Genomic DNA, 25,958 nt, shown 5'->3' on the forward strand with positions numbered 1-25,958 from the left:
GCCATGAACGAGACCGTGAACCTCAAGACGCTGCTCGCCGCCGACAAGCCGCTGACGCTCGCCATCCTTGCCATGGGCGGGCAGGGCGGCGGCGTGCTGGCCGACTGGATCGTCGGCCTTGCGGAAGAGCAGGGCTGGATGGCGCAATCCACCTCCGTACCGGGCGTTGCGCAGCGTACCGGCGCGACGATCTATTATATCGAGATGCTGCCGGCGAGGGGTGGCGTGCCGCCGATCTTTTCGCTAATGCCGACACCGGGCGACGTGGATGTGGTGCTGGCTGCGGAGCTGATGGAGGCTGGCCGGTCGGTACTTCGTGGCCTGGTGACGCCCGACAAAACGGTGCTGATCGCTTCGACGCATCGTTCGTTTGCCGTCGGCGAAAAGGAAAAGCCGGGCAACGGCATCGGCGATCCTACCGTCGTGGTCGGTGCAACCGATTTCGCGGCGAAACGCACTATTGCTTTTGATATGGACACGCTGGCACTCAAGAATGGCAGCGTCATTTCCGCTTCGATGTTCGGGGCGCTGGCTGCGGCAGACGTGCTGCCCTTTCCCAAAGAAGCCTTCGAAACGACAATCCGTGGCGGCGGCAAAGGTGTGGAGCCGAGCCTCAAGGCTTTCAATGCCGCCTATGATCGGGCGAAGTCCAAGACGCGCGAGGAAATTGCGGCGTCTCCCCCGAAGCGTTTCGATGTGATGCCGGAGACCACCGGCCATTTGGAACTCGACAGGCTGGTGCATCGACTGCGTGCGGAGTTCCCGGAAGCTGCCTGGCCGCTTCTGTTTGCGGGTGTCAAGAAGCTCACCGATTTTCAGGATCCCGTCTATGCGGGCGAATATCTCGATCTTGTCGGAAAGCTTTACGGGCTCGACCGCGCGAACGGTGGCGAAGAGAAGGGTTATTCCTTCACTGTTCAGTCGGCGAAGTATGTTGCCGTCGCGATGGCCTATGATGATGTCATTCGTGTTGCGGACTTGAAGACGCGCGGCACTCGTTTCGAGCGGGTCCGCCATGAGGTGGGCGTCAAGCAAGACCAGATCCTGTACATGACCGAATATATGCATCCGCGCATGGAGGAGGTTTGCGGTACCCTGCCGAAGAAGCTCGGCCTCTGGATCGAAAGCCGCCCCAAGGTTTTCGCCTGGCTGGACCGCCGGATCAACAAGGGCCGGCGGGTGCAGACCGGAACGCTCTTCTGGTTCCTGACGCTCTATATAATGGCGGCTCTCCGCCGCACACGCCGGGGCACGCTGAGGCATCTGCGCGAGACTGAACATCGCGAAGCCTGGCTCAACACGGCGACCTCGCTTCTGTCGCGGAATTACGACCTGGCGGTCGAGGTGATCAACAATCGGCGGCTGGTGAAAGGATATTCCGACACCCATGCTCGGGGTCTCTCCAAGTTCGATCGCGTCATGCTCTCGTTGGCGACCTTGGCTGATCGTGACGATGGTGCTGCATGGATGAGGCGTCTACGGCAGGCTGCGTTGCTGGACGAAAGCGGCATCGCGCTCGATGGCGCATTGAAGACCGTGGCAACGCTTTAACGGCATCAGACACATTATAGCCGTGATCCCATTGCTTTTGCTGCGCGTCTGATCAAAATCCGGGCGCGAAATCTTCCTCAGTATCGGCAAGTAAAATGGAATCCACGGATCGTCAGCCCAGCCGCTTTCGAGACCTCATTGAAACGTATCGCTCCTACCTCATCGCGCTCGCGGTGTTGCTGGTCTTCGCCTTTACGACCTTCGCGATCTACGATCTCACCACCGAGGTCAGTTATGACGACGTGATTGAGGCGCTCGCCCATACCCGTTGGTCTTCGATCGGGTTGGCGATCTTCTTCACCGCGCTGAGTTTTGCGGCACTCGTCGGCTACGATATGAACGCGCTTGCCTATATCGGCCGTTCATTACCGCCGGTGCCGGTTGCGATGACTGCATTCAGTGCCTATGCGGTCGGCAACACGGCCGGCTTCGGGGCACTCAGCGGCGGGGCTATTCGATTTCGGGCCTATTCGCGTCTGGGGCTTTCGCCAGACGATATCGGCCGGGTCATCGCCTTCGTAACGCTGGCCTTCGGCATCGGATTGCTGGCCGTTACTGCTTTTGCGTCGCTCGTTACGGCGCCCCGGATCGCAGCGATTGTCCATATCGACCAGGGCTGGGTGCGGGCCGGAGCGGTGATGATCATCGCTGTGCTTTTTGTGATGGTCGTATGGGGAAAGAACGGTCGAACCATCGCGATCGGCCGCCTGAACATCCGTCTGCCGGACACCCGTACGTCGTCGCAGCAGTTTCTGGTCACGGTGCTCGACATCGCCGCTTCGTCGTCGGTCCTCTATGTCCTCTTACCGCAGACCGAAATCGGTTGGTCGTCATTCCTGGCAATCTATGCCACCGCCGTCGGCATCGGGGTACTCAGCCATGTGCCCGCGGGCCTCGGCGTCTTCGAAACGATAATCATTGCGGCTCTTGGCAGCACGGTCAGCGTCGACCAGGTTCTTGGCAGCCTCGTCCTATACCGCGTCATCTATCACGTTCTGCCTCTCTTCATTGCGACCCTCGTCGTGATCGGCCTTGAGGTTCGGCAGCTGGCTCATCACCCGGTTGCATCGACCTTGCGGAAGCTGGAATTCCGTCTGGCACCCCCGTTGCTTGCTACTTTTGCGATGATTGCGGGAGCGATGTTGATCTTTTCCAGCGTCACTCCGACGCCGGATTCCGATCTTGATCTGCTTTCCGGCTATCTGCCGCTGCCGTTCGTGGAGGGCGCGCATTTCCTGTCGAGCATTCTTGGGCTTGTCCTGTTCGTTGCTGCGCGCGGCATCGGACAGAGACTCGATGGGGCCTGGTGGACGGGGCTGATTTGCGCCGCACTTGCGCTTGTCTTCGCCTTCGTGCGTGCGGTTGCCCTTTTCGAGGCAGTGTTCCTGATCGTTCTTCTTGCGGGGCTTGTTCTCAGCGCCAAACAATTCAATCGGCGATCTTCGATGTTCGGTCAGGTCCTGACGCCGAGCTGGATGACCGCGATGCTGATCATTGTTGCCGCGGCCGTCACCGTCCTGCTTTTCGTATATCGCGAGGTGGAATACAGTCACGAACTGTGGTGGCAGTTCGAATTTGCCGAAGAGGCGCCGCGCGGGCTGCGTGCTGCCCTGGGCCTGACGATCTTTTCAGGAATGCTCTCCCTTTTCAGTCTGCTCCGACCGGCGGCATTTCGTTCGCCGCTGTCGACGACGGGCGACCTTGAAGCGGCAATTCGGATTGCGATGTCGCAGGACAATGCCGATGCGAACCTGGTTCGGATGGGCGATAAGCGTCTGATGTTTTCCGAAAGCGGAAATGCGTTCATCATGTATGGTATTCAGGGACGATCCTGGATCACGCTTTTCGATCCAGTCGGCGCCCCGAACGAAACCGCGGACTTGGTGTGGCGTTTCGTCGAGGAGGCGCGTGCCCAGGGCGGGCGGGCAGTCTTCTATCAGATATCGCCAGATCTCCTTTCGCATTGTGCAGATGCGGGGCTGAGGGCTTTCAAGCTGGGCGAACTCGCAATTGTCGATCTCACGCGTTTCGATCTCAAAGGCAGTCGTCTCGCGAGCCTCCGCCAAGCGGTCAACAAGGGTGCGCGGGAAGGACTGGAGTTTTCGGTTATCGACCAGCCCGAGGTCATGGCCTCGATCGAGGATCTCAAAGAGGTTTCCGATGCCTGGCTTGCAGAGCATAATACCCGTGAAAAGACCTTTTCGCTTGGTTCTTTCCGCGACGACTATGTAAGTTCTCAACCCGTTGCCATTTTGCGAAAGGAAGACCGTATCGTTGCTTTCGCGACGCTATCGGTTACCGATACGAAGCAGGAAGGAACTGTTGATCTGATGCGTTTTGCGCCTGATGCGCCCAAGGGCTCCATGGATTTTCTATTTGTAAAGATCATGGAATATCTCCGCGATGCCGGCTATGCACAGTTCAATCTTGGCATGGCACCGCTCGCTGGCATGGCTGCACGCGAGGCTGCTCCGGTCTGGGACCGGATCGGCGGGGTCGTGTTCGAGCATGGCGAACGGTTTTATAATTTCAGGGGATTGAAGGCCTTCAAGTCGAAGTTCCACCCGATCTGGAAGCCACGCTATCTGGCCGTGGCCGGCGGCGTGAGCCCTGCCATCGTAATGATGGACGCGACGCTTCTGATCAGCGGCGGCTTGAGAGGAGTGGTCGGCAAATGATGTTTATGCGTTCTCTCTTCATCGCGCTTGTCGGATGGCTGTATGTCACGGCTGCTGTCGGTCAACAGCAGGGATACAACACCGGAATGATCCCGGCGCCTCGTATCATGTTGCCGAGCAAAGACACCGATCTCAAGGGCATTGTCTTTCTGATCTCCGGTGGCGGGGGTTGGAGTGCGCGGGAGGATGCGCAGGCCCAAGCGGTGTTGGATGCCGGCGCTGCGGTAGTCGGTATCGATTTTCCGTCCTACATCAAGTCGCTCGCCGCCGACGGTGGCGACTGCGTCTACATGGTTTCCGATGTCGAGGACCTCTCCCAGCAGATTCAGCGGCGGATCGGCAGCTCTAATTATCGCCATCCGATCGTGGCGGGTCTTGGCGAAGGCGGGGCGTTGGCGCTCGCCATGGTGTCGCAGAGTCCCAACGCCACGATTGGCGAGGCGATTGCAGTCGATCCGGTTGCGGGCATCCCGCTCTCCAAGGAGCTTTGCACTCCAGCCCCGAAACAGAAGATCGGCGATCGCACGATCTACGGCTTTGATGGCGGTTCGTTGCCGACGGAGGTCACGATCGTTTCGACGGCAGCTGCCGATGCTGCCGGAAAGGCGCATGCGCAGCGCCTGAAGCAGGAACATCCGGAAGTGCAGCTTGATGATTCCGGTGCGACGCCCGATGCGGCGTTGTCTCAAGCTCTGGCGGCCAGCCTGTCGGCCGCAAGCCTCAACGGTCTGCTGCTCGATCTGCCGCTGACCGTGCTGGAGGCCAAGCCTGCAATGAACACGATGGCCGTCATCTACTCCGGCGATGGGGGTTGGCGTGATCTCGACAGCGAGGTCGGCGGTTACCTGCAATCGCAGGGTATTCCAACGATCGGGGTGGACTCCTTGCGCTATTTCTGGTCGGAGCGTACGCCACAGGGGACGGCGGATGATCTTGCAAAGATCATCGAGCACTATCGTCATCAGTGGAACGTTCAGAACGTGCTCCTTGTCGGCTATTCCTTCGGTGCCGATGTGCTGCCGGCAACCTACAATCTTCTTCCGCCCAACGACCGGGAACGGGTAAAGCAGATTACCCTTCTGGGTTTGTCGCACCAGGTTGACTACGAAATTTCTGTGACGGGCTGGCTGGGCGCCGAGGGAGCCGGCAAGGGTGGAGATCCCGTGAATGACATTGCGAAGATCGATCCCAAGCTTATCCAATGCGTCTATGGCACGGATGAGGGTGACGATCCCTGTCCGACGTTGAAGGATCGAGGCGTCGAAATCGCTCCCATCGAGGGCGGTCATCACTTCGATGAAAACTACCAGGCGCTCGGCAAGCGCATTCGCGACAGTCTCCAGGCGCGGCTGAAGTAGCGCCTCAGATTTCGTGCTTGCGGATATTGAGGAGGATCTTGTGCAGCGTGCCGGTGAAGGCCCGGTATTCCTCTTCATCAATGCCGTCGAACATCCTGAGGAACGAGTCATACATCGTCGGCCAGAAACCGGCGAAAGCCTCCCGCCCCTCTTCCGTGATCGTGACGTCCCGGATGCGCATGTCTTCCGGCCGCGGCGTTCGCCGGATGTAACCCTGGTCTTCGAGCGAATCGAGCGTCCGGCTCATGGTTGACTGTTCGATGACGGCGAAAACCGAGAGCTCGTTGATGGTGAGCGAGGCAGAGACGCTCAGCACTGCAAGTGTGCGCATCTTGGCAATCGTCAGATCGGACTCGCGCAACTCCTCCGCCATGTTGGCGTTCCAGCGAGCAATGATGCGGTTCATCAGGTAGGGTGCGAAATGGTTGAGGCCGATTTCCCCGATAGTCGGGCGGTTCACCTGATCACCTTCCCGATGCCGACGCAGGACGACGCCTGAAAACCGTTCTGCCATAAGCCCTCTTCATGTTCTCCCTCGCCGCGGACTACCGCAGCGACGATGCCAGCAGAAAAACCGGACCACCGGTAAGCGCTCTGGGCCCATCTGTGCGGTCGTTAACAGACGACTTGAAGCGTCGCCAGAGAAAAAACCGGTTCAGGCCGCAGGGGTCGCCGACAATGATGTAGCCGGAACCCGCCACGCTGCCTGCTTCGCGATGGCGAGTGAGGGGCCGAGCCGCATCCGACACAGCCCCGAAAGGCTCTACCCCGTGATCAGTGCCAGCGCACGCACCGGCGAGCCGGTTCCCTTGACGAATTTCAGCGGTGCGGCGATCAGTACCGCCCCCTTTGGCGGCAATTGGTCAAGGTTCGACAGCGAAGCGAGCCCATACTTGTTTGCCTTGTGCATCAGGTTATGGGCGGGGAAGGGCGGGTTCATGCCGCCAGCGGAGCCCGCATCGGTGCCAATGGTTTCTTGGCCCCATCCAATGATGCCCTTGGACAGGAGGTATTCAATTGCTTCGGCCGTCGGGCCGGGAGAATGAGGCCCGTTCTCGTCGGCGTTCAGAAAGCTCTCCGTGGAGCCATTGCGCTTGTACCAGTCCGTGCGCATCAGCACCCAGCTGCCGGCTTCGATCTCGCCATGCTCCGCTTCCCATTCCTTGATGCTGTCGACGGTCAGCAGGTAGTCGGGGTTTCCGGATGCCTCTTTTGAGCGGTCGATGACGTTGACCGGGGCGACGAAATTTTGCGGAGGAATGGTGTCGGTGGTGTTGTTCGGGTTGTCCTTGCCGGTAATCCAGTGGCAGGGCGCGTCGAAATGGGTTCCGGTATGTTCCCCGAGCTCCAGCCAGTTCCAAGCCCAGAACGGGCCGTCCTGATCGTAGGCGGAGATCGTATGCACAGCCACTTTCGGCGTGTTTTTCCCGAACTGCGGCGGCAGATAAAGAACAGGAGTATCCGGGCCGAGTGGCGCCGTCAGGTCGACGACCTTGACCGAACCGGAAAGAAGAGCGGAGGCGAGCGTGGAAAGCGTGGCGGAAGACATGGTCCGGGTTCCCCTTGAATGACCGGTTTGGTGTGCCGGGCGGCAGCCGATTTCCTCTGTCGAATACCGTAGCGGATGAGCGAAGCCTATTGCAGAAAATATGAGGATGCAAGCAATGCTCCGGTGCCGCACTACCTGAAGTACCATGCCATCAGTCGGATCAAGATCCGGGAAATTGGCGCAGGATTACCCAAGCGTTGGGAGTTCCGGTTGGGCTTGCGCAGGCATCTGCCACTATTGTTCTGCCCCACCTCTCTTTGAACTTTTTACAAAAGTATATGCATATGGATGTATAGAGGGCGTGGTGCGGCCGCATAGTTCATCGTTTCTTTTCCTGAGTGAATTTCTTTTCCAGCAGGCTCACCAGCCGCACCATCGGCCAGAGGAAGGCGATGTAAATCAGTGCGGCGCCGATCAGGGGCGTCGGGTTGGCATAGAGCGCCTGCGCATCGAGGCCCTCTTTCATGAGCTCTGCCAGGGCGACCGTCGAGGCCAGTGACGTATCCTTGAACATCGAGACACAGTTGTTGGTGACCGGCGGGATGACGATGCGAATTGCCTGCGGGAGAACGACCTTGCGCAACGTCACCAGGAAAGGGAGGCCGAGAGCGGCTGCCGCTTCGAACTGGCCTTTCGGGATGCCTTCTATGCCGGACCGGAAGACTTCTGCCGAAAAGGCAGCCATGACCATCGTGAAGGCAAGGATGGCGCAGGTCCACGAGGATAATCGAATGCCGACGAAGGGGAGCGCGAAATAGATCAGCATCAGAACGACCAGCATCGGCGCTGCGCGGAAGATGTCGATATAAAAGACCATCAGATAGCGGACGGGCTTCGGCCCATAAAGGCGAAGCAATCCGATTATCAGACCGCAGGGAATGCCAAGGCCGATGCCGGCAATGCCGAGCAGGAAGGTATTGATAAGTCCACGCAGCAACGCTGGGAATGCGTCGCCGAGAACCTCGAGATTGAAGAATGTTTCGAGGAGGGTCATCTGCTTCTGCCTCTACGATACTCATGAAAATGCCGGCCGTTGCCGGCCGGCACGAACGATCCTGCCGCCGTAAAAGGCGCTAGGCTAAGGTTTGGGAAGAGGTTGCTCGACGGCGGATGCAGAACCCGCGGCCGGATCGCTGCCGAACCATTTTTTGTGAATTGCGGCAAGGGTGCCGTCTTTCTTCATCGCGGTGATCGCGTCATTCGCCTTGGCAAGGAGAGGATGATCCTTCGTCATCATCAGGCCGTATTGTTCGCCGGTCTTGATGCGGACCTTAACGGCAAGGTCCTTCATCTTGAGGAAAGCGTACTCCATCCCAGGAACATCGCTGACGGCTGCGTCCGCCCGTCCGGACGAGAGGTCCATCAGCAAGTCCTGCTGCGCGTTATAGCTCTTGATCTCGCTGATGCCGTATTTAGACTGATTTTCCTTCGCCCATTTGTCGCCGGTGGAGCCGGCGAGTACGCCGACGATCTTGTCTTTCAGGTCCTCGACCTTGGAAATGGCGGCTTCCTTGCGGGTGGCGATGCCCATGTCGGAGTCGTAGTAGGGCTGGGTGAAAGACTGGCTGCCGAGCCGGTCCTTGGTGATTGTGATGGAGGAGATGCCCACGTCGATGCGTTTGGAGGCGGTGGCGGCGAAAAGCGCCTGGAAACCGAGATCCGAGATTTCGACCGTCATGCCAAGGCGCTTTGCGACCTCGTTGACGATATCGACTTCGAAACCTTCGAATGTGCCGCTGGCGGTCTTGTATTCGAAGGGGGGATTGCTCGGATAGGATCCGACGACGAGGGCATCTGCGGATGCAAGGCCGGCGCTGGCGGCGGACAGGACGGCAGCGCTCGCAAGGCCGATAAAAGCGCGGCGGAAAAGGGGCATGATCATCGTGTCTGGTTCCCTCTGTTTTCGGCCGGCAAACTTCTTCGGTGCTCGACCAACGTCACTATTCTTGTCTTGGATAAAGTAATTGGTTCGGCTCTCTCCCAAGAGCCAGCCGGCGTCTGCAATCTCCCGTTTTCAGGCGCGCATGAGGGGATGGTGATGTAAAATCCGGAGAGTTTCAAGTGAAAAGATTTAAGCTTAAATCATATGCGCGGCCGCCATATTCTCAGGAAGATAAGTGCAATATATTATAGGTTTAAACTTGTTTTTCCTTCGGAGTAGTCGATATTGAACGCAGTCGAGAACGGACCCGTCAGTTACAAGCTGGGGCCGTGAAGCAGCAGGTAGCTCCCATGCGTTTTGCCTATTTTGCCTTTTTCGAAAATGTCGACGGAAGCCAGCTTGCCGTAAGCAAGGCGGATGTCGAGACCGTTGCAGAGATCGTCAAACTGACACCCGGGCTCACCTCAGCCAATCTCTACACGCCCGAAATCACCAAGGACATGTACAACAAGGAGGAGCGGCCGCCGGTTTTCGGCATGCAGCTCTATTTCAACGAGTTGACGGAGCTGGAGGAAGCCATGGCGCCGGCGGGCCACCTGCAGCAACTCGCTGCCTCCGGCGTGCTCTCAAGCATCCGCGGTGCGAAGGCGACGCAGCAGGCCATGTATGTGCGGCCGTTCCCGGTCGATGAGGGCAGGCTTGATATCGAAAAGAACGGTAGTCCCTGTTCCTACGTGGTGCACTACGCCGGTCCGGCTCAGGACCTGAACATCTGGCTACATCACTATGTCAGCCACCATCCCCAGGTCATGCGCACGTTTCCCGGCATCCGCCAGATCGAGATCCTGTCGCGCGTCGACTGGTGCGGCTTCCTGCCATGGGAACGGGTAAATTACATGCAGCGCAACCGGGTGATGTTCGACAATCCAGCGGCACTGCAGATAGCATTGCAATCGCCGGCGCGAATTGCCATGCGCGAAGACTTCGAGACCTTTCCGCCTTTCGAAGGCGGTAATTCGCATTTTCCGATGGAGACGCGGATTATCTTCCCGTGAACGACGGGGCCGCCGCGCCTATTCGATTTGATAGCCGGCTTCGGCGGCCACCGGCGACCATTCCGTGTTGACATCATCCGGAGGAACTGCAGCAAGCAGGCTGCGAGTATAAGGATGTTGCGGATCGGCAAAAACGGTTTCCGTTTCGCCGCTTTCCACCACCTTGCCCCGGTACATGACCAGGACCCTGTCGCATAGGTAGCGCACGACCGAGAGATCATGCGAGATGAAAAGCATGGAGAAGCCGTGTTCATCGCGCAGCTTGAGGAGCAGATCGAGAAGTTGTGCCTGCACCGAGACGTCGAGGCCGGAAACGATTTCGTCGGCAACGAGAATGCGCGGCAGGGTGCATAGCGCTCGGGCGATGTTGACGCGTTGTTTCTGGCCGCCCGAAAGCTGGGAGGGAAAACGCATCGCCGCATCCGGAGGCAGGCCGATTTCCTTCAACAGTTCGGCGGCGCGGTCCATGCGCTCGCGGGCACCGGTGTGCAGTCCGCTGGCCTCGTTTGCCTGGGTGACGATGCTGCCGATCCTCCTGCGTGGATTGAGTGCCGATTGCGGGTCCTGAAAGACCATCTGGATATACTGGCGGCGATAGGCCTTTTCGGAACGGCCGTTGGACGTCACGTCGCGGCCTGCCAGCGTGATCCTTCCATCCGTCGGTGTGTCGAGGCCGACGACGAGGCGGGCGAGCGAACTCTTGCCGCTGCCGCTCTCGCCGACGATGCCGACGAACTCGCCCTCGCCGAGCGTGAAATCGACGCTGTTGACGGCCTTGAAGGCGCTGCGTTTTGCAAACGGACTCCAGGCCGTCGTGTAGGCCTTTGTCAGTTTCTCTCCGTTGAGATGAACCTTGGCCGATGCGATCTCGCGGCCGGGCGAAAGCGGCGGCGGTACGATCTGTGGCGTCTTTTCGGTTCGGATGCAGGCGGCGATGTGGTTGGGGCCGATATCGGCGAGCGGCGGCTCGATTTCAGTGCAGGCCTCTACCGCGTTCGGACAGCGCGAGGCGAAGCGACAGCCCTTCAGTTCCTTCAGCACACGCAAGCCGGGCATGCGCTCGGGCAGAATGAAGAGACCGCGGCGTGGGCCTGATATCGTCGGATTGGCAAGCTGCAGGCAGCGCGTATAGGGGTGGGCCGGCGCAGAGAAAAGCTGCTTTGCCGGGCCGCGTTCGGCCGGCCGGCCGGCATAGAGCACCATGATCTCGTCGCTGATCTGCGACGCAAGGCGCAGGTCGTGGGTTATAAAGATCACCGCCGTGCCGTCGCGCTTCTGCATCTCGGCGATCAGTTTGACGATGCGGGCCTGGATGGTGACGTCGAGTGCGGTGGTCGGTTCGTCGGCGATCAGCAGGCGCGGGCGGCTGGCAAAGGCCATGGCGATCAGGATACGCTGACACATGCCGCCGGAAAGCTGATGCGGGTATTTTTCCAGCAGTGCCGCACCATGCGGCAAGTGCACTGCTTCGAATTCCTTCAGAGCCCGCTCTCGCCAGTTTTCGCCGGGAGCCAGGCCGATGCGCAAAAGGTGTTCCTTGATCTGCTGGCCGACCGTCAGGACCGGGTTGAGGCCTGAAAGCGGCTCCTGCGGGATGAAGGCGATGTCGCGGCCGAGAAGGCTACGGCGTCGTTCCGGCAGCATGCTCACCAGGTCCTCGCCATCGAAGGCGAGGGTCCCTTTGGTGACGGCAAAGCCCTTCGGCAGATATTGCGAGATGGTACGGCCGATCATCGACTTGCCGGCGCCGGATTCGCCGACCAGGCCGAGGATCTTGCCGGGCTCGAGCGAGAAGTTGAGATCGGTCAGGACCGGAAAACTTTCCTTGGCCCCGAGCGATTCAACGCAGAGATTTTGCGCGGAAAGAATGGGATTCTTGGCTGAAAGAATGGCCATGTCAGGTGCGCTCCGTCTGGGTCAGGCGCGTATCGAGGGTGCGGCGCAGGCCGTCGCCCAAGATATTGAAACCGAAGACCGCGAAGAAGATCGCGAAGATCGGGGCGATCAGGTTGAACGGCGCGTCGTAGATATTCTGGCGCGCATCGGCGATCATCTGGCCCCAGGCGGCGGTTTCCGAGCCGACGCTCATGCCGACGAAGGAGAGGATCGCTTCGACGATAATGGCAACGCCCATTTCGAGGCTCATCAGGGTAATCAGCAGCGGCAGCGTGCCGGGCAGGATTTCGCGGGTGATGGTGCGCCAGTGCGAGAAGCCGACGAGCTGGGCGGCGGAGACATAGTCGCGCCTGCGAAGTACGATGACCTCGCTTCGCAATACGCGACAGAAGCGCGTCCAGTCTACCAGGACGATGGCCAGCACGACGTTGCGCAGGCCCGTTCCCAAACCCACCATGAGGATGAGCGACAGGATGACCGGCGGGAAGGACAGCCAGATCTCAACGACGCGGCCGATCAGCCAGTCGACCCAGCCGCCGAAATAACCGGCGACATGAGCGAAGAAGGCGCCGATGATCATCGCACCGATCGAGGCGCTGAACGCGACGGTGAGCGCGACGCGGGCGCCAAAAATCAGGCGGGACAAAACGCAGCGGCCGAGGCTGTCGGTGCCGAGCGGAAACATCGCATCGCCGCCATCAGCCCAGATCGGCGGCGTCAGGATCGAGAGCAGATTCTGTTCGTTCGGATCGTTGGGTGCCAGATAGGGTGCGAAGATCGCGCAGACGGCCAGAATGAAGATGATCACGAGGCCTGTCTGGACGCGGCCGGATTTCAGCCAGAGCGGAAGCGGTCGCCCCTTTGCATGTTGTAGCATGTCAGCGCACCCTCAGTTTCGGGTTGAGGATCAGATAAAGGCTGTCGACCACGATGCTGATCACCAGAACTGCGACGCAGTAGGTGAGCCCGGCGCCCTGGATGATCGGCAGGTCCGCGTTGCGGATCGCGTCGACCATCAGATTGCCCATGCCCGGATAGGAATAGATGATTTCGACCAGCAGCGTGCCGCCGAACAGGAAGCCGAACTGCACGCCCATGAGGCTCAGCGTCGGTAGAATGGCGTTCTTCAGTCCGTGGCGGATGAGGATGCGCTTCTCGGAAAGCCCGCGTAGGCGCGCCTGCTGGATATAGTCGTCCTGATAGGCGTCGAGCAGGCTCGAACGCAGCACTCGCATCAGTGATGGCGACAGCGCGATGCCGAGCGCGAGACAAGGCAGGATCATGTGTTCGAGCGCGTTGAAGAAGGTCGGGAGATTGCCGGTGATCAGGCTGTCGAGCAGCAGGAAGCCGGTAATGACCGGGCGTTCGAAACCGGGGCTGAGCCGTCCGGTGAACGGGAGGACTTCGAAAAAGACGCCGAAGATCAGGAGCAGGAACAGGCTCCAGAGGAATTCCGGAAGCGAGAGCAGAAGAATGGAAAAGAAGTCCATCACCGCTTCGGCGCGGGTGCCACGGACATAAAAGAGGAAAAGACCACCGGCGAGGCCAAAGACGGTCGCCACCATCATCGCTATGACCGCTAGCTCGATTGTCGCGGGAAGGGTGGAGCCGATCAAGGACGTCACGTCCTGGCGGAAATGTATCGAGCGTCCAATGTCGCCCTCCATAAGCTTGCCTAGCCAGATGCCATATTGTTCACCCACCGGCCGGTCGAGCCCCATCTCCTTGCGCATCGCCTCGACTTCTTCGACCGTTGCATTGGGCGGCAGCGACATCGCGGCTGGATCCACCGGCAGGATGCGCAGAATGCAGAAGAGAAGTGCGGAAACAATCAGCAGGATTGGTATGGCGGTGATGACGCGCTTTACCAGCAGTTTGGCAATGGTCGCAAACATGCGCATGCCCCGTTATTTCGATGTCAGGGAAGGGGCCGGCGTGTCCCGGCCCCTGATGCTGGTGCTTGGCGCGTCAGGACCAGGACATGGTGCTGCCGAGAACCCAGGCATTGCCGTATTTGGCATAGCTGAGGTTCTTCTTGCGCACGAGCGTCTGCACGCTTTGCAGGATCGGGACGCTGGCTCCCGTCTCGACGGCTTCCTTGTTGAGCGCCTTGTAGCCGGCAATTCGTTTCTCGTAGACAGGCTCGGTGAAGAGCGCGAGAACCTTCTCGCCGATCTCCATACCCTTCCATGCGCCGAACGGCATTTTCGGGTTCAGGAGGTAGCCTGCGAAGATTTCCGGATCCCCGGTGGCGTTGTCAAAGCTGTAAAGCGTTGCCTCCGGCAATTTTCCACCACGGTTCAGTTCGAAATATTTCGAATATTCGATCTGCTGAAGCTCGACCTTGAGCCCCACCTTCTGCCACATCTGCACAAGTGCCCGGGCAATGTCGAAGTCGCTCGGGAATTGGCCATTTGTGGCCGCAAGCGTGAAGGTTGCCGGCTTGTCGGCGGTGTAGCCCGCATCTGCAAGCAGCTTCTTCGAGAGCTGCGGGTCATAGGAAAACTTGTAGTCGTCGAGATAGCCCGGTGTTCCGGGCGTCGCCGGAATTGAGAGCGGTACGGCCGCTCCGCCATAAAACGCTTTCGAAAGCGCTGCCTTGTCGATGGCGTGATGGGCAGCCAGACGAACGGCCTTGTCGGCAAAGCCCAGGTCATTGCGCATCTGCAAGAGGATCAGGCGGGTGAAGGGATTGATCTCGGCGGTCAGACCTTCGGTCTTGCCGAGACGCTCGGCTTCACGGACAGGAATGTTGACGGTGAGATCGACCTGGCCGGATTGAATCGCGGCGGTTCGGGCCGACGGATCCTTGATGATGTCGATCGTGACGCGTTTGATCTTCGGTTTCGCGCCGAAATAGTCTTCGTTGCGTTCAAGCACGATACGCGAGTTCATCTGATACTCGACCAGCTTATATGGCCCGGTACCCACCGGCTTCTTGCCAAATTCTTCCGGCCCCACCGACTCGATGTATTTTTTGGGCACGAGGTAGCTGCCGAGGAAGGCAAGCCACTGCGGCGCGGTTGGGGTCGGAGCAGAGAATTTCATGATGCCTGACGTCGGCGACGCAATCTCGATATCGGTCAGAGTGCGCCAGGAATTGGCGATGTCGAGCTTGAGGCCGGATTTGATGCGTTCGACGAAGGTGTATCTGAAATCCTCCATCGTCATCGGATCGCCGTTGTGGAATTTCACATCGCTACGGATTTCGAACGGCATCGAGAGGCCATCAGGCTTCAATTCCCATTTCGTGATGAGATTAGGAATGAGCTTCAGGTCAGGCGCCTGATCGAGCGGTTGGTCGAAAACCATCTTGAAGAGTGGCTGCGCGTCCGGAACGAAGCGGAGGTTCGGGTCCCAGGAAGGCACGTCGCTCGGCCATCCAATGGTGACGCTATCGGTTTCCTGGGCGAACGCCAAGCTGGCTTGCGAGAATGTGGAGCCGCTGACGGCGGCAAGGCCGAGCATCTGCAGGAGATTTCTGCGGTCGATTTCAAAAGTCATGACGATCCCTCTGGTTCTGCCCATCGGCAAGGGCCGACGAACTTGCGGCGGTTGGTGAAAACGCAAGTCTGCAGTCCTGCCAGGGGCTTCGATCGTTGTTTTGATTCCGCTTTTTGCGGTCGTCCCCTTAACAATTAGGGGGATCGTAAAACGAGGTAAAAAATACTTCAAGCCTAAAATTTATTATCGGAAAAATTTAAGATTATGATTGCCGGCAGCAGCAGAATGCTTGGAAAACGGGCATTTCCATGCGGACAAGTGGCGAAGAATACCAACTGGTAGATCGGAGATCGGAGCGGTGTGTGGCCTCCTCGGAGAAATTCGTTGACGTTCTTTCCAGTTATTTTATGCTTAAAATGCTGTTTAGGGCTGAAGGTGCTTAAAATGGCCTAGGAGGGAAGCTGATGATCGATCCGCATTGTCATTCCAGCAGTATCATGGTGGAGCGACCGGCCGCTGCCGCCTTTGATCTCATGTCGGATGGACTGAAGCAGGGTCAATGGGCCTGGGGTAGCGCCAATCGGACAGAGGTGGAGCCAGGGCTCTTCCGCGGCACGTCCACGTTTACAGGGCGCGAAACCTTCGTTCGCCTTCATGTCGATCGCACCCGGTTTCAGGTGGACTATGAAGTAGGCCTCGCGAAGGAGAGCATGCAGTTTCGGAATATGTCGCGGGTCATCCCGGGAGACGTCCTGCGCATGGGGCCTGACAAATGCGTGGTGACGCTGCTGACCTGGCGGCTGGAGACGCAGACGGATGCGGAGTGGACCCAATTCGGGGCGATCCACGAAGCAGAGATGTTCCTGATCAAGGGTTTGCTCGAACGAGCACAAGGATAAGACGATGCACGCTCCCTACTTGCTGCTTGAACACCGGGCGATGGTCAATCCGGGCGCGCCGATGCTGATTGCGCCAGCGAGCGCAAAGCTGCCTTACGCACCGGATGGCTTTCGCTGCAGTTATGGCGAGGTTTTCACTCGGGTCAGCCTTTTGAAGCAGAAGTTTGCGGCGGCTGGATACGGGATTGGTTCGCGCGTGGCGCTGCTGCTGGAAAACCGGCCGGAATTTTTCGATTACTGGCTGGCGCTTAACGCCATCGGCGCTTCGATCGTGCCGGTCAATCCGGATTTGCGCCGCGACGAACTCATCTTCCAGCTCGATATGGCCGAGGCATCGCTGATGGTGGTTGTACGCGAACGATGGGATGAGCTGCGTGAAATTTCGCCAGGCAAGGTGACGGTGATGGTTGCTGGCGGTGATATTCCGCAGTCACTGGAGATTCATGAGGCCCGGCCCGGCGGTCCAGACCAGGAATGCGCGCTGCTCTTCACTTCGGGTAGCACGGGAAAACCGAAAGGCTGCATTCTTTCAAATAGTTATTTCATCACCGTTGCCGAGTGGTACACAAGCCAGGGCGGCATTGCGGAAATGGAAGAAGGCGGCGAAGTGGCACTGACGCCGCTGCCGATGTTCCACATGAACGCGCTTGGCTGCACGGCCGTGGGCATGATGATGAAGGGCGGCGCTATCGTGCCGCTCGATCGATTTCACTCCAGCAGCTGGTGGGCCTCGATCGCCGATTCCGGTGCGACCATTATCCATTGTCTGGGGGTGATTCCGGCGATCCTGCTGCAGCTTCCTCCGCTCGATGCCGAGCGGGCACATAAGGTGAAATTTGCGCTGGGGCCGGGGGTCGATGCGCGCCACAAGATTGAGTTTGAGAAACGTTACGGCATTCCGATCGTCGAGGCCTGGGCTATGACGGAAACCGGCGGCCGGGCCGTGACGACTACTGCGGCGGACGATTATACTCCGGGACTGCGCTGCATCGGCCGGCCGCGTGCGGGTATGGATTATCGGATCGTCGACGATGCGGGCAAGGACGCCGAACTCGGTACGCCTGGGGAATTGCTGGTACGAGCCAAAGGGGCGAACCAGCGCGACGGTTTTTTCAGCGGCTATCTCAAGGATGAAAAGGCCACCGAGGAGGCATGGGAAGGCGGCTGGTTCCATACCGGAGATATGGTCTATGCGGACGACAAAGGCCTGCTTTACTTTTTCGATCGTAAAAAGAGCATCGTGCGGCGCAGCGGTGAAAATATCGCCGTGCTGGAGGTGGAGGCGGCTCTCGCCAAGGACCCGTCGGTCAAGGCTTCAGCCGTGACGCCGGTGCCGGACGATCTGCGTGGCGAGGAAGTTTTTGCCTTCATCGTCGAAAGCGAGGCCGCTGGAGTGGGCGTGCCGGTCGAGAAGGCGAAGCGGATCATCGAGGCCACCGGTGCCCATATCGCGTACCATAAACTTCCAGGTTACGTGGTTTTCATCGACAAGTTGCCGGTAAGTTCGACCCAGAAACTGCAGCGCGGCGAGATCAAGGCCATGGCGGCGAAGGCCGTTGAAGACGGCACGGCGATCGATCTACGAAAACTGAAAGCGGCAATCCGAAAGGCCGGCTGACGCCGCGTCGGCCTTCGAGGCCTTCCATGTGCAGCAAATCAAATTTCAAAACATTCAATGGAGCTAACGATGACGCCGGAAAAGATTCTCTACGAGAGTTCCGTTACCGCTCATGGCGGCAGGGAAGGCAAAGCGCAGAGCGCAGATGGCAGTTTTTCCGTCAATCTTTCGGTGCCGAAAGGACTCGGTGGCCCGGGCGGCGATGGCACCAATCCGGAACAGCTTTTTGCGGCCGGTTATGCCGCTTGCTTTCTCGGCGCGGTGAAGCTTGTCGCGCGCACGAAGAAGGTTCCTTTGTCGGATGATGTCTCAATTACCGCAAAGGTCGGAATAGGCCCGATACCGGTTGGGTATGCGCTGGCGGTGGAACTCGTTGCTTCCCTTCCGGGGATAGAACGACCGCTGGCGGAAGAGATTGTCGCTGGTGCACACGAGCGGTGCCCTTATTCCAATGCGACGCGCGGTAATGTCGACGTCAAGCTGACGATCGCCTGATGGTTCCGCCCCGTAGGCGTCAATCCTATGACGGCGTGGTTCTGGCGGTGCCGGTGACGGTGCCCTACCAGCGCTATTCCATCGAGACCGCGCATTGGTGGATGGGCAAGGCGCTGAGGGCGCTCGCGGAAGGCGCTGGCATCAGCCATCGGGATTTCGACGGCTTTTCGGTCGCGAGCTTCACGATGGGGCCGGATGTCGCGGTTGGCCTGACCCAGCATTTCGGGCTGTCGCCGCGCCATATCGATCATGTGCCGATGGGTGGCGCGTCGGGGATTGTCTCGCTTCGACGAGCGGCACGAGCCGTACAGGCCGGCGACGCGGATATCGTGGCTTGCGTTGCTGCGGATACGAACAGTGTCGACAGTTTCCGGAATCTCCTTGAAGGCTTTTCGCGCTTCTCCCAGGATGCCGTCTATCCATACGGTGCAGGGGGCGCCAACGGCAGTTTTGCGCTGATTGCGCGTCACTACATGGACCGCTACGGCGCGACGCGTGAGGATTTTGGCAAGTTGTGCGTGGCGCAGCGCGAGAACGCGCTCAAGAATCCTCATGCGCTCATGAAGAAGCCGTTGACGCTCGATCAATATATGTCGGCGCGAGTGATCGCCGAGCCTTTCCGTCTGTTCGACTGCGTGATGCCATGTGCCGGCGCGGAAGCGTTTTTAGTGATGCGGGAGGAGACGGCGACGTCGCTGGGGCTGCCTTTCGTTCGGCTGCTGTCGGCGATCGAGCGGCACAACGCTTTTCCTGACGATCCGATGCAGGTGCGCGGCGGTTGGGTAATGGATCGCGACGAGCTTTACGGCATGGCGGGAGTTGCACCGGATGACATGGATTTTGTCCAGACCTATGACGACTACGCAGTCATCTCGATGATGCAGTTCGAGGATCTGGGTTTTTGCGCCAAAGGCGAGGGGGCTGACTTCGTGCGTCAGCATACATTCACGATCGACGGTTCCTTCCCGCACAACACTTCCGGCGGACAGTTGTCGGTCGGTCAGGCCGGCGCTGCCGGCGGCCATCTCGGCATTACCGAGGCGATACGCCAGCTTCTCGGCATCGCAGGAGGTACGCAGGTGCGTGATGCCAGGCTCGGTCTCGTATCCGGTTTCGGGATGATCAATTACGACCGCGGGCTGGCCTCGGCGGCCGCCGTTCTGGCGAGGGCATGATGACCGAACCCCTGGCAAAGCCGAAACGAAAGAATCCGCTCGCCCGCACCCGACAGCCATTGCTGCCGCCCTCGGCCCGCAGCCGCAAGGCGCATGGGTTGACGCTTGCCGCTTCCGTTGGCCGGTTCATGCTGCAATGCTGCGGCGAATGCGGGCGATATACCTATCCGGCACGGGAGGCCTGCCCGAGCTGCCTTTCCTCCGCCCTGTCTTTCCGCGATGCCCCGACGGGCGGTCTACTCCTCTCGGAAACGCGGATCGAGGTGACCAGCGATCCCTACTATCGCGAGCGCATGCCGTGGCGTGCCGGCCTTGTAAAACTCGATTGCGGGCCGAATGTGGTTACGCATCTGCACGGCGATTGCGGTGGTTCCGGCGTCCGGGTCGCGATGTCGCTGCAACTCGACAAGGCGGGCCAGGCCGTGTTTTTTGCCAAACCCGTGTCGGAGACGCCTCATATGGAAGATGATCCCCAGTGGCGGGAGCTTATCGCCGATCCGAAACATCGCCGGGTGCTGATATCGGACGGACGCAGCGCCACGGCCGTAGCTCTGGTCAATGCGCTGAAGAAGGCGGGGGCCGCCAAGATCTTCGTCGGTGTGGCCGAACAATGGAAGCCCTTCGAGGAGCGGAGCTCGCTGGAGGCGATCGAAGGCGTCGAACTCGTCGATCTCGATCTGACCAGCGAACGTTCCGTACAGGAACTGGCGATGGATATCGGCGCCAAGGTCGAGATCCTGGTGAATACCGCCGATCATGTCCGGCCGGCACATCTCTTCGATGCGGGGGCGGCCAATACGGTGCGCGACGCTATGGATCATACGGTGATGGGGCTGATGCGGCTTGCTCAGGCCTTTGGGCCGGTGATGCGCTCCCGCGGTGCCGATGGCGCGACCGGGGCCGTTGCCTGGGTCAATTTGCTCTCCGTACACGGCCTCAGCAATGCGCCGCAATTCGGCGTTCATTCCGTCGCGCATGCGGCCTGCCTTTCGCTGTCGCAATGGCTGCGCAATGAACTGCGACCAGGCGGCATCCGGGTCATCAATGCGTTCACCGGACCGCTTGATACCGAATGGTTTCAGACGGTGCCGCCGCCGAAGGTGGCGCCAAAGGCGCTGGCGGATGCGATCATCGACGGGCTGAAGCGCGGGCTCGAAGATATTTACATCGGGGACGTCGCCAAGGATATCGAGGCGCGGCTCTTCGACAATCCGAAGGCAGTGGAGCGGGAGGCCGGCCGATGAACGGGGATATTCTAGGCGTTTTCGCCGAAGCATTGGCTTCGGGCCGCATTCGGGTGGTCGACCTTACCTGCACCCTGTCGCCGGATTTCCCGGTCATCGTGATGCCCCCGGAACTGGGGCAGTCCGCGCCGTTCCGGATGGAGAGGATTTCCCACTACGATGGCTCCGGTCCGGCGTGGTATTGGAACAATCTCTCGTTCGGCGAGCATACCGGTACGCATTTCGATGCGCCGATCCATTGGTATACGGGCCGGGATCTGCCGCTCAATTCCGTCGACACGTTGCCGCCTGCCGATATGATAGCCCCGGCCTGCGTGATCAATTGCGTCGCTCAGGCGGCGAGGGATCCGGATTTTCTACTGACGATTTCAGACGTGACGAAGTGGGAAGAGCAGCATGGCCGCGTTCCGGCTCGATCCTGGGTGCTGCTCAGAACGGACTGGTCCAACAAGACGGGTGCAGCCTATGCGAACCTTCAGCCAGATGGCGCCCATACGCCAGGACCGGATGCAGACGTAATGCGCTGGCTGGTGGAAGAGCGAGATATATTGGGTTTCGGCACAGAGACGATCGGCACCGATGCAGGGCAGGCGGGACACTTTTCGCCGCCCTACCCGGCGCATCACTATCTGCATGGTGCAGGGCGGTACGGCCTGCAATGCCTGGCCAATCTCGGCCAGTTGCCGCCGGTCGGAGCAATGATTGTCGCAGCGCCTCTGAAGATCCAGAACGGTTCGGGAAGCCCCCTCCGTGTTCTCGCTCTCGTTCAGGAGCGCTCCACCGGATGAGACCCGCTCGCCACGCGTCGGGCCGCGGTGTCGTAGAAGCTCGTCAGCAATTCCAGCATTTCCGTGGCATCGCCAAGTCCCTGTTCCGCGTGATCCATTTTTTGGATCAGCGAGACCAGCAGGTGCCGACGCAGCGCGCGGTAATCCTGGGTGAGCTTGGTGCCCTTGCGGGTCGGCGTGTAAAGGGTGTCCTTGCGCGAGCGGCCTTTGACGCGCTCGATAAGCTGCAGCGTTTGCAGTTTCTTGATGGCATACTGGATGTTGGCCGTGTCGTCACGGCCGAGCAGACGGGAGATTTCTCCGAGCCCTTTCGGTTTGTTGCGATAGCGGATCGTGTGCAGGATCGCGGTATCGAGACCGCTGAGGCCGGAGCCGGCGAGTTCGCTCGAGCATTCCGACTGCCATCGCAGGAAGGCGGCCGAAATTCGCCACAACGACCATTCGAACTCGGTGAGCGCCGCTTCCGACATCTCCACGGCCGTATCGCTCAGCGGATTTTCAGACGTGATCGGCACGGTCATGCGGCTCTCCGGGTGGTTTCTGTGTCGGGAGTAAAGCCTTAAATTGATGTTTTGACGAGTGTCAATCGCACCGGGCAAGCGAACGAAACGAGGGGACAATGCGCATCTTCTGGCAAAGCTTCATCGACGCCACCGCGAGCGCCGCCTATATGAAGCGTCTTTCCGACTACCTGAACAGTATCGCCGACCCGGGCACGACGGTCGATGTTTTTGGCATCAGCCCGCCGGATCGGCATTTCGGACGATTGGCGGAATTCCGTTGTGCTGCAATCGCGATCGACAATGGGCTGGAGGCAGCGAGCCGAGGTTATGACGCCGTGGTCATAGGCCATTTCCAGGACCCCGGTCTCTATGAGCTCAAGTCGGCACTGACCGTGCCGGTGATCGGGGCGGGAGAGGTGTGCATGCACTACGCAGCGCGGCTCGGTCGGCGCATGGCGCTTGTTACGCTCGATGATGTGTTCCAGGTCTGGCACTATGAGCAGGCTGATCTCTATGGCCTCGGCGGCCGGGTAAAGCACGTGGTCGGCATGAATTGCGAACCGTCCGATTTCAGCAGTGCTTTTGCCGGCGACGGCGATGCACGGGAGCGGATGCTCGCAAACTTCATCGCCTGTGCCGAGCCGCTGGTGCGCGATGGGGCGGATGTGGTGGTTCCAGCCGGCGTGCTGCCCGGGCTTCTTGTCGGCGGCGAATATGGGTTCAAGGTGTTGCATGCGCCGGTCGTCAATACGGCCGCCGTGGCGCTGAAGAGCGCTGAAATGGACGTCCGGCTGCAGAAGATCAACGGTATCGAAGTGAGCCGCGGGCCATTTTGTGCACTCGCGACAGAAGGAGCGATCGAGGACTTCCGGACTTTCGTGGCCAAGGGCCGTCTGGCGCCTCTGTTTTCCGGTGACGTTTAGGTAGTTGACGTGCCACCCACGAGAGATATCGGGCGCCAAAATAGGCGGCGGTTACATCGTCAGGACAAGCCGCCCACGGGTGATGGCGCCGTTCTCCATCAGCCGGTGAGCTTCTGCGGCTTGCGAGAGCGGCATGGCGCGTGCGACCTGCGGTTTCAGGATACCGGCGCCGGCGAGTTCCATCATTCCGCGTAGCGCGGATCTGTCGTCGGTCACCATGGCGCGAGTGACTTTGACTCCGTATTCGTGACTCCGGTCGGTGATCGGGTCGGCAACCAGCCACACGAGATGACCGCCCGTCTTCAAAACTTTGTAGGATTTATCGTGGACCTCTCCACCCATGAGGTCGAAGACCACGTCCTGGTTGCGCAGGACTTCGGAGAAGTCTTCCTGATCATAGGCGATGACGCGGTCTGCGCCGAGGCTCAGCGCATAGTCGCGGTTGGTCGAGCGGCAGGTGGCAGTGACATCGGCGCCGAGATGCTGGCAGAACTGCACAAGCAGCCCGCCGACGGCGCCGGCGCCCGAATGAACCAGCACTGTGTCGCCAAATTTGACTTCGGCGGTACGGAGGGCAATCCAGGCGCTGAGCCCTGCATTGGTAAGCGCAGCGGCTTCGACAGTCGAAAGGTTGTCCGGAATCTGGACCGCGTTCTCCGCATCGACTGCGATCATTTCAGCGTAACCACCCTGAGCAAAGACGCCAGCCATGACGGCGACCCGGTCGCCCACCTTGAATTCGTGGACGTTTGTGCCGATCGCAATCACCGTGCCTGCACCATCGCGGCCGGGAACGTTCGGCATCGGCAAGGTAAAGTGGCTCTTGAGGTAACCCGCCCGAAGTTTCCAGTCGAAGGGAGTGACACTGGCTGCTTCAAGCTTGACCAGGATCTGACCATGCCCTGCCGCCGGATCAGGCAGATCGACATACTGCATCACGTCGGCTTTGCCGTACTCCCTGTATTGAATGGCCTTCACTCGTCACTCCCTGAAGTTGACAGGATATCTGGGCTTCTCGCCTTTCAACACGGCCGCGACATCGGCGAAGACCTTGCTGCGCACTTCCGCATAACTCTGGGCCGAATAATGCGCCGCATGCGGCGATACGATCACCTGATCCAGCGACAGCAAGGGGTTGTTCGGCGAGGGTGGTTCCTTTTCGAAAGTATCGATACCGGCACCAGCGATATGGCCGCTCCTGATGGCATCAGCCAATGCAGCCTCGTCGACCAGTCCGCCGCGCGACACATTGATGACAACGGCGCCTCTCTTCATCTTCTTCAGCGTCTCGGCGGAAATGATGTTGCGGGTCTCCGGCGTTACCGGGATGTGCAGTGAGACGAAGTCGGCTTGTGCAAGCAATTCATCCAGCGACACCGGTCTCGCACCCGCAGCGGTGACCTTTTCGGCCGACATATAGGGGTCGTAGGCAATGATCTCGTAACCGAAGGCTCTTGCTTTGCCTGCGGTGAGGCGACCGATCTGGCCGAAACCAATCAGGCCCACCACCTGCCCGCTTGGGCGAGCGATGCCGGCGCCATCGTCCATGGCGGCCCAGCGCCCCTGGCGTACTGCGCTATCATAGACTTTGAGCTTTCGTGCAAACGACAGGATCAGGGCCATCGTGTGCGTGCTCACCTCGTCTAGATTCGAATCCGGCACATAGGTGATCTGTACGCCGGCCTTGGTTGCTGCTTCGACGTCAATCGAATCCAGACCGACACCGAAACGGCCTATGACCTTGAGGTTTTTGAGTTCGGACAGAACCCGCGCAGTGATTGGCTCACGCAGCACCATCAATGCATCGGCGTCTTTAGCTTCCGCAATCAGCTCGTCCTCGGTCAGCAGGGTTCTTTCGATGAACTCGGCGTCGAGGCCATGAAGAAGAGCGAGCTGTTCCGCTTCAACGGCAAGCATTCCGTCAGTCTTGATGATCTTCATAATGCATCCTACGCGTTACGTGCCGCGGATGCCCCGGCGGCCAGACTCGCGCCGAGGAACATGGTGTCGCTGGCCAGCATGACGAAGGTGATGCCGGCTTCGGACCATTTCTGGACGTCATCGGCGGACGGACGGAAAATTCCGACTGCTTTGCCGGCCTTGCGGGCCGCGCTTGCGATCTTGGTGATTGCGGCATCGAGCTTTTCCGCTCCGGCAGGTCCCAGGGCGTCAATGGATACGGAAAGGTCGCCGGGGCCAACGAAGATCACGTCGACGCCATCGACGGCCACGATATCATCGACATTGGCGAGGCCTTCAGCCGTCTCGATCTGGATCGCCAGCACGAGGCTTTCATTGGCGACCCTCAGATAATCGGGAATTCGATAGCCGTATGCGGAGGCACGGCCAGGGCCGACGCCGCGCTCCCCGATTGGCGGATAACGCGTCGCCATGACAGCTGCCTTGGCCTGGGCAGCCGTCGAGACGCGTGGCACAAGGACGCCGGCGGCCCCCGCATCGAGTGCTGACGCGGCCCATTCAGGCGCATGGCTCGGAACCCTCACCATCGCTGGCACGCGATGGGCGTCAGCGGCGCGTATGAGGTTTTCGATGAGTTCGCGGTCGATCTGCGAGTGTTCCGAATCGATGCAAAGGAAGTCCAGTCCCGTCGCCGCGATCACCTCGATCGCGACCGGATGGGGAATGGCGGCGAAGGTGCCAATTACCCTTTCATAGCCAATGCACTTCTTGCGGAAACTACTCATGACGATCCTCTGGGAATTGTCCTTTGGCGAGCCGGTGAGCGCGGCCTCTCAAAATAAAGTTTAAGCCTAAAATTATTAGGCCTGCAAGCGAATAACAGGAGATGTCGAAACAAACTCGACGACATGATTTCGATCGCAAGCCGTATACTGTATCCGGCGGTACTGCGCCGGAAAATCGGATTTTTGCATGGCGAT

At 59.6% G+C, this 25,958-nt stretch carries 23 protein-coding genes; 11 read left to right on the forward strand and 12 right to left on the reverse strand.

Annotated elements, in window-relative coordinates; all coding sequences use genetic code 11:
* Positions 1 to 3: 3 nt before the first annotated feature.
* The 3 genes from C5L13_RS16810 (at position 4) to C5L13_RS16820 (ending at position 5,587) form a co-directional block, all read left to right on the forward strand.
* A complete protein-coding gene (locus C5L13_RS16810; RefSeq protein ID WP_105384444.1) occupies positions 4 to 1,551 on the forward strand; it encodes an indolepyruvate oxidoreductase subunit beta family protein in 1,548 nt (515 codons plus the stop codon).
* A 95-nt stretch (positions 1,552 to 1,646) separates the two neighbouring features.
* Complete coding sequence (gene mprF / locus C5L13_RS16815) at positions 1,647 to 4,229, forward strand: bifunctional lysylphosphatidylglycerol flippase/synthetase MprF (RefSeq protein ID WP_105384445.1); 2,583 nt, start codon at positions 1,647 to 1,649, stop codon at positions 4,227 to 4,229.
* Positions 4,226 to 5,587, forward strand: coding sequence for an AcvB/VirJ family lysyl-phosphatidylglycerol hydrolase (locus C5L13_RS16820; RefSeq protein WP_105384446.1), 1,362 nt, complete (start codon positions 4,226 to 4,228; stop codon positions 5,585 to 5,587). The genes mprF and C5L13_RS16820 overlap by 4 nt, the downstream gene beginning before the upstream one ends.
* A 4-nt stretch (positions 5,588 to 5,591) precedes the next feature.
* Here C5L13_RS16820 and C5L13_RS16825 read toward each other — a convergent pair whose 3' ends face one another.
* The 4 genes from C5L13_RS16825 to C5L13_RS16840 all read right to left on the reverse strand — a co-directional run bounded on the left by C5L13_RS16825 (position 5,592) and on the right by C5L13_RS16840 (position 9,012).
* Positions 5,592 to 6,101 (reverse strand): MarR family winged helix-turn-helix transcriptional regulator, encoded by a 510-nt coding sequence (locus tag C5L13_RS16825; RefSeq protein WP_105384447.1) that lies wholly within the window; start codon positions 6,099 to 6,101, stop codon positions 5,592 to 5,594.
* Between the two features lie 249 nt (positions 6,102 to 6,350).
* A complete protein-coding gene (locus tag C5L13_RS16830; protein WP_105384448.1) occupies positions 6,351 to 7,136 on the reverse strand; it encodes a cyclase family protein in 786 nt (261 codons plus the stop codon).
* 319 nt (positions 7,137 to 7,455) lie between these two features.
* Complete coding sequence (locus tag C5L13_RS16835) at positions 7,456 to 8,130, reverse strand: amino acid ABC transporter permease (protein ID WP_105384449.1); 675 nt, start codon at positions 8,128 to 8,130, stop codon at positions 7,456 to 7,458.
* An 84-nt stretch (positions 8,131 to 8,214) separates the two neighbouring features.
* Positions 8,215 to 9,012, reverse strand: a complete 798-nt coding sequence (locus C5L13_RS16840) for an ABC transporter substrate-binding protein (protein WP_105384565.1) — start codon at positions 9,010 to 9,012, stop codon at positions 8,215 to 8,217.
* 356 nt (positions 9,013 to 9,368) lie between these two features.
* On the opposite strand from C5L13_RS16840, the gene C5L13_RS16845 reads away from it, so the two are divergent.
* Positions 9,369 to 10,073, forward strand: a complete 705-nt coding sequence (locus C5L13_RS16845; RefSeq protein ID WP_105384450.1) for a hypothetical protein — start codon at positions 9,369 to 9,371, stop codon at positions 10,071 to 10,073.
* Between the two features lie 18 nt (positions 10,074 to 10,091).
* On the opposite strand, the gene C5L13_RS16850 is transcribed toward C5L13_RS16845, so the two are convergent.
* From C5L13_RS16850 to C5L13_RS16865, 4 genes are all read right to left on the reverse strand, one after another.
* Positions 10,092 to 11,969: a dipeptide ABC transporter ATP-binding protein gene (locus tag C5L13_RS16850; RefSeq protein ID WP_105384451.1), complete on the reverse strand. Its 1,878-nt coding sequence runs from the start codon at positions 11,967 to 11,969 to the stop codon at positions 10,092 to 10,094.
* Position 11,970: 1 nt separating this feature from the next.
* Positions 11,971 to 12,846 carry an ABC transporter permease gene (locus C5L13_RS16855; protein WP_105384452.1) on the reverse strand — a complete coding sequence of 292 codons (876 nt, stop codon included), beginning with the start codon at positions 12,844 to 12,846 and terminating at the stop codon, positions 11,971 to 11,973.
* Position 12,847: 1 nt separating this feature from the next.
* Positions 12,848 to 13,864 (reverse strand): ABC transporter permease, encoded by a 1,017-nt coding sequence (locus C5L13_RS16860; protein WP_105384566.1) that lies wholly within the window; start codon positions 13,862 to 13,864, stop codon positions 12,848 to 12,850.
* A 73-nt stretch (positions 13,865 to 13,937) separates the two neighbouring features.
* On the reverse strand, positions 13,938 to 15,473 hold the full coding sequence (locus C5L13_RS16865; RefSeq protein WP_158693472.1) for an ABC transporter substrate-binding protein: 1,536 nt from the start codon (positions 15,471 to 15,473) through the stop codon (positions 13,938 to 13,940).
* Between the two features lie 404 nt (positions 15,474 to 15,877).
* Here C5L13_RS16865 and C5L13_RS16870 point away from each other — a divergent pair, with 404 nt between their 5' ends.
* From C5L13_RS16870 to C5L13_RS16895, 6 genes are all read left to right on the forward strand, one after another.
* Positions 15,878 to 16,312, forward strand: a complete 435-nt coding sequence (locus C5L13_RS16870; RefSeq protein WP_105384454.1) for a hypothetical protein — start codon at positions 15,878 to 15,880, stop codon at positions 16,310 to 16,312.
* 4 nt (positions 16,313 to 16,316) lie between these two features.
* Positions 16,317 to 17,930, forward strand: a complete 1,614-nt coding sequence (locus C5L13_RS16875; RefSeq protein WP_105384455.1) for an AMP-binding protein — start codon at positions 16,317 to 16,319, stop codon at positions 17,928 to 17,930.
* Positions 17,931 to 17,999: 69 nt separating this feature from the next.
* Complete coding sequence (locus C5L13_RS16880) at positions 18,000 to 18,425, forward strand: organic hydroperoxide resistance protein (RefSeq protein WP_105384456.1); 426 nt, start codon at positions 18,000 to 18,002, stop codon at positions 18,423 to 18,425.
* The gene (locus C5L13_RS16885; protein WP_105384457.1) at positions 18,425 to 19,600 is read left to right on the forward strand and encodes a thiolase family protein; all 1,176 of its coding nucleotides are present in this window, start codon (positions 18,425 to 18,427) and stop codon (positions 19,598 to 19,600) included. Before C5L13_RS16880 ends, C5L13_RS16885 begins: the two co-directional genes overlap by 1 nt.
* Positions 19,600 to 20,844, forward strand: a complete 1,245-nt coding sequence (locus C5L13_RS16890; protein WP_105384458.1) for an SDR family oxidoreductase — start codon at positions 19,600 to 19,602, stop codon at positions 20,842 to 20,844. Before C5L13_RS16885 ends, C5L13_RS16890 begins: the two co-directional genes overlap by 1 nt.
* Positions 20,841 to 21,632: a cyclase family protein gene (locus tag C5L13_RS16895; protein WP_105384459.1), complete on the forward strand. Its 792-nt coding sequence runs from the start codon at positions 20,841 to 20,843 to the stop codon at positions 21,630 to 21,632. Before C5L13_RS16890 ends, C5L13_RS16895 begins: the two co-directional genes overlap by 4 nt.
* On the opposite strand, the gene C5L13_RS16900 is transcribed toward C5L13_RS16895, so the two are convergent.
* Positions 21,611 to 22,153: a winged helix DNA-binding protein gene (locus C5L13_RS16900; protein WP_105384460.1), complete on the reverse strand. Its 543-nt coding sequence runs from the start codon at positions 22,151 to 22,153 to the stop codon at positions 21,611 to 21,613. The genes C5L13_RS16895 and C5L13_RS16900 overlap by 22 nt on opposite strands.
* 98 nt (positions 22,154 to 22,251) lie before the next feature.
* Between C5L13_RS16900 and C5L13_RS16905 the strand changes: the two genes are divergently transcribed.
* Entirely contained in the window at positions 22,252 to 23,058 is an 807-nt protein-coding gene (locus C5L13_RS16905; RefSeq protein WP_105384461.1) for an aspartate/glutamate racemase family protein, read from the forward strand.
* A 51-nt stretch (positions 23,059 to 23,109) separates the two neighbouring features.
* Here the strand turns inward: C5L13_RS16905 and C5L13_RS16910 are convergent, their stop codons facing one another.
* The 3 genes from C5L13_RS16910 to C5L13_RS16920 are packed head-to-tail and all read right to left on the reverse strand — an operon-like array spanning position 23,110 to position 25,763.
* Positions 23,110 to 24,036, reverse strand: a complete 927-nt coding sequence (locus tag C5L13_RS16910; protein WP_105384462.1) for an NADP-dependent oxidoreductase — start codon at positions 24,034 to 24,036, stop codon at positions 23,110 to 23,112.
* Positions 24,037 to 24,039: 3 nt separating this feature from the next.
* Positions 24,040 to 24,999: a C-terminal binding protein gene (locus C5L13_RS16915; RefSeq protein ID WP_105384463.1), complete on the reverse strand. Its 960-nt coding sequence runs from the start codon at positions 24,997 to 24,999 to the stop codon at positions 24,040 to 24,042.
* Positions 25,000 to 25,007: 8 nt separating this feature from the next.
* Positions 25,008 to 25,763 (reverse strand): HpcH/HpaI aldolase family protein, encoded by a 756-nt coding sequence (locus tag C5L13_RS16920; protein WP_105384464.1) that lies wholly within the window; start codon positions 25,761 to 25,763, stop codon positions 25,008 to 25,010.
* Between the last annotated feature and the right edge of the window lie 195 nt (positions 25,764 to 25,958).

This window comes from Neorhizobium alkalisoli (genome assembly GCF_002968635.1).
Lineage (GTDB): Bacteria > Pseudomonadota > Alphaproteobacteria > Rhizobiales > Rhizobiaceae > Neorhizobium > Neorhizobium alkalisoli.

Excerpts from the sequence above, each read along its gene's own strand:
- C5L13_RS16835 (WP_105384449.1), bottom strand. The coding sequence starts at position 8,130 with ATGACCCTCCTCGAAACATTCTTCAATCTCGAGGTTCTCGGCGACGCA.
- C5L13_RS16860 (WP_105384566.1), bottom strand. The coding sequence starts at position 13,864 with ATGTTTGCGACCATTGCCAAACTGCTGGTAAAGCGCGTCATCACCGCC.
- C5L13_RS16865 (WP_158693472.1), bottom strand. The coding sequence starts at position 15,473 with ATGACTTTTGAAATCGACCGCAGAAATCTCCTGCAGATGCTCGGCCTT.
- C5L13_RS16825 (WP_105384447.1), bottom strand. The coding sequence starts at position 6,101 with ATGGCAGAACGGTTTTCAGGCGTCGTCCTGCGTCGGCATCGGGAAGGT.
- C5L13_RS16840 (WP_105384565.1), bottom strand. The coding sequence starts at position 9,012 with ATGCCCCTTTTCCGCCGCGCTTTTATCGGCCTTGCGAGCGCTGCCGTC.
- C5L13_RS16810 (WP_105384444.1), top strand. The coding sequence starts at position 4 with ATGAACGAGACCGTGAACCTCAAGACGCTGCTCGCCGCCGACAAGCCG.
- C5L13_RS16915 (WP_105384463.1), bottom strand. The coding sequence starts at position 24,999 with ATGAAGATCATCAAGACTGACGGAATGCTTGCCGTTGAAGCGGAACAG.
- C5L13_RS16845 (WP_105384450.1), top strand. The coding sequence starts at position 9,369 with ATGCGTTTTGCCTATTTTGCCTTTTTCGAAAATGTCGACGGAAGCCAG.
- C5L13_RS16890 (WP_105384458.1), top strand. The coding sequence starts at position 19,600 with ATGACCGAACCCCTGGCAAAGCCGAAACGAAAGAATCCGCTCGCCCGC.
- C5L13_RS16880 (WP_105384456.1), top strand. The coding sequence starts at position 18,000 with ATGACGCCGGAAAAGATTCTCTACGAGAGTTCCGTTACCGCTCATGGC.
- C5L13_RS16905 (WP_105384461.1), top strand. The coding sequence starts at position 22,252 with ATGCGCATCTTCTGGCAAAGCTTCATCGACGCCACCGCGAGCGCCGCC.
- C5L13_RS16855 (WP_105384452.1), bottom strand. The coding sequence starts at position 12,846 with ATGCTACAACATGCAAAGGGGCGACCGCTTCCGCTCTGGCTGAAATCC.
- C5L13_RS16820 (WP_105384446.1), top strand. The coding sequence starts at position 4,226 with ATGATGTTTATGCGTTCTCTCTTCATCGCGCTTGTCGGATGGCTGTAT.
- C5L13_RS16920 (WP_105384464.1), bottom strand. The coding sequence starts at position 25,763 with ATGAGTAGTTTCCGCAAGAAGTGCATTGGCTATGAAAGGGTAATTGGC.
- C5L13_RS16885 (WP_105384457.1), top strand. The coding sequence starts at position 18,425 with ATGGTTCCGCCCCGTAGGCGTCAATCCTATGACGGCGTGGTTCTGGCG.
- C5L13_RS16850 (WP_105384451.1), bottom strand. The coding sequence starts at position 11,969 with ATGGCCATTCTTTCAGCCAAGAATCCCATTCTTTCCGCGCAAAATCTC.
- C5L13_RS16875 (WP_105384455.1), top strand. The coding sequence starts at position 16,317 with ATGCACGCTCCCTACTTGCTGCTTGAACACCGGGCGATGGTCAATCCG.
- C5L13_RS16900 (WP_105384460.1), bottom strand. The coding sequence starts at position 22,153 with ATGACCGTGCCGATCACGTCTGAAAATCCGCTGAGCGATACGGCCGTG.
- mprF (WP_105384445.1), top strand. The coding sequence starts at position 1,647 with ATGGAATCCACGGATCGTCAGCCCAGCCGCTTTCGAGACCTCATTGAA.
- C5L13_RS16895 (WP_105384459.1), top strand. The coding sequence starts at position 20,841 with ATGAACGGGGATATTCTAGGCGTTTTCGCCGAAGCATTGGCTTCGGGC.
- C5L13_RS16830 (WP_105384448.1), bottom strand. The coding sequence starts at position 7,136 with ATGTCTTCCGCCACGCTTTCCACGCTCGCCTCCGCTCTTCTTTCCGGT.
- C5L13_RS16870 (WP_105384454.1), top strand. The coding sequence starts at position 15,878 with ATGATCGATCCGCATTGTCATTCCAGCAGTATCATGGTGGAGCGACCG.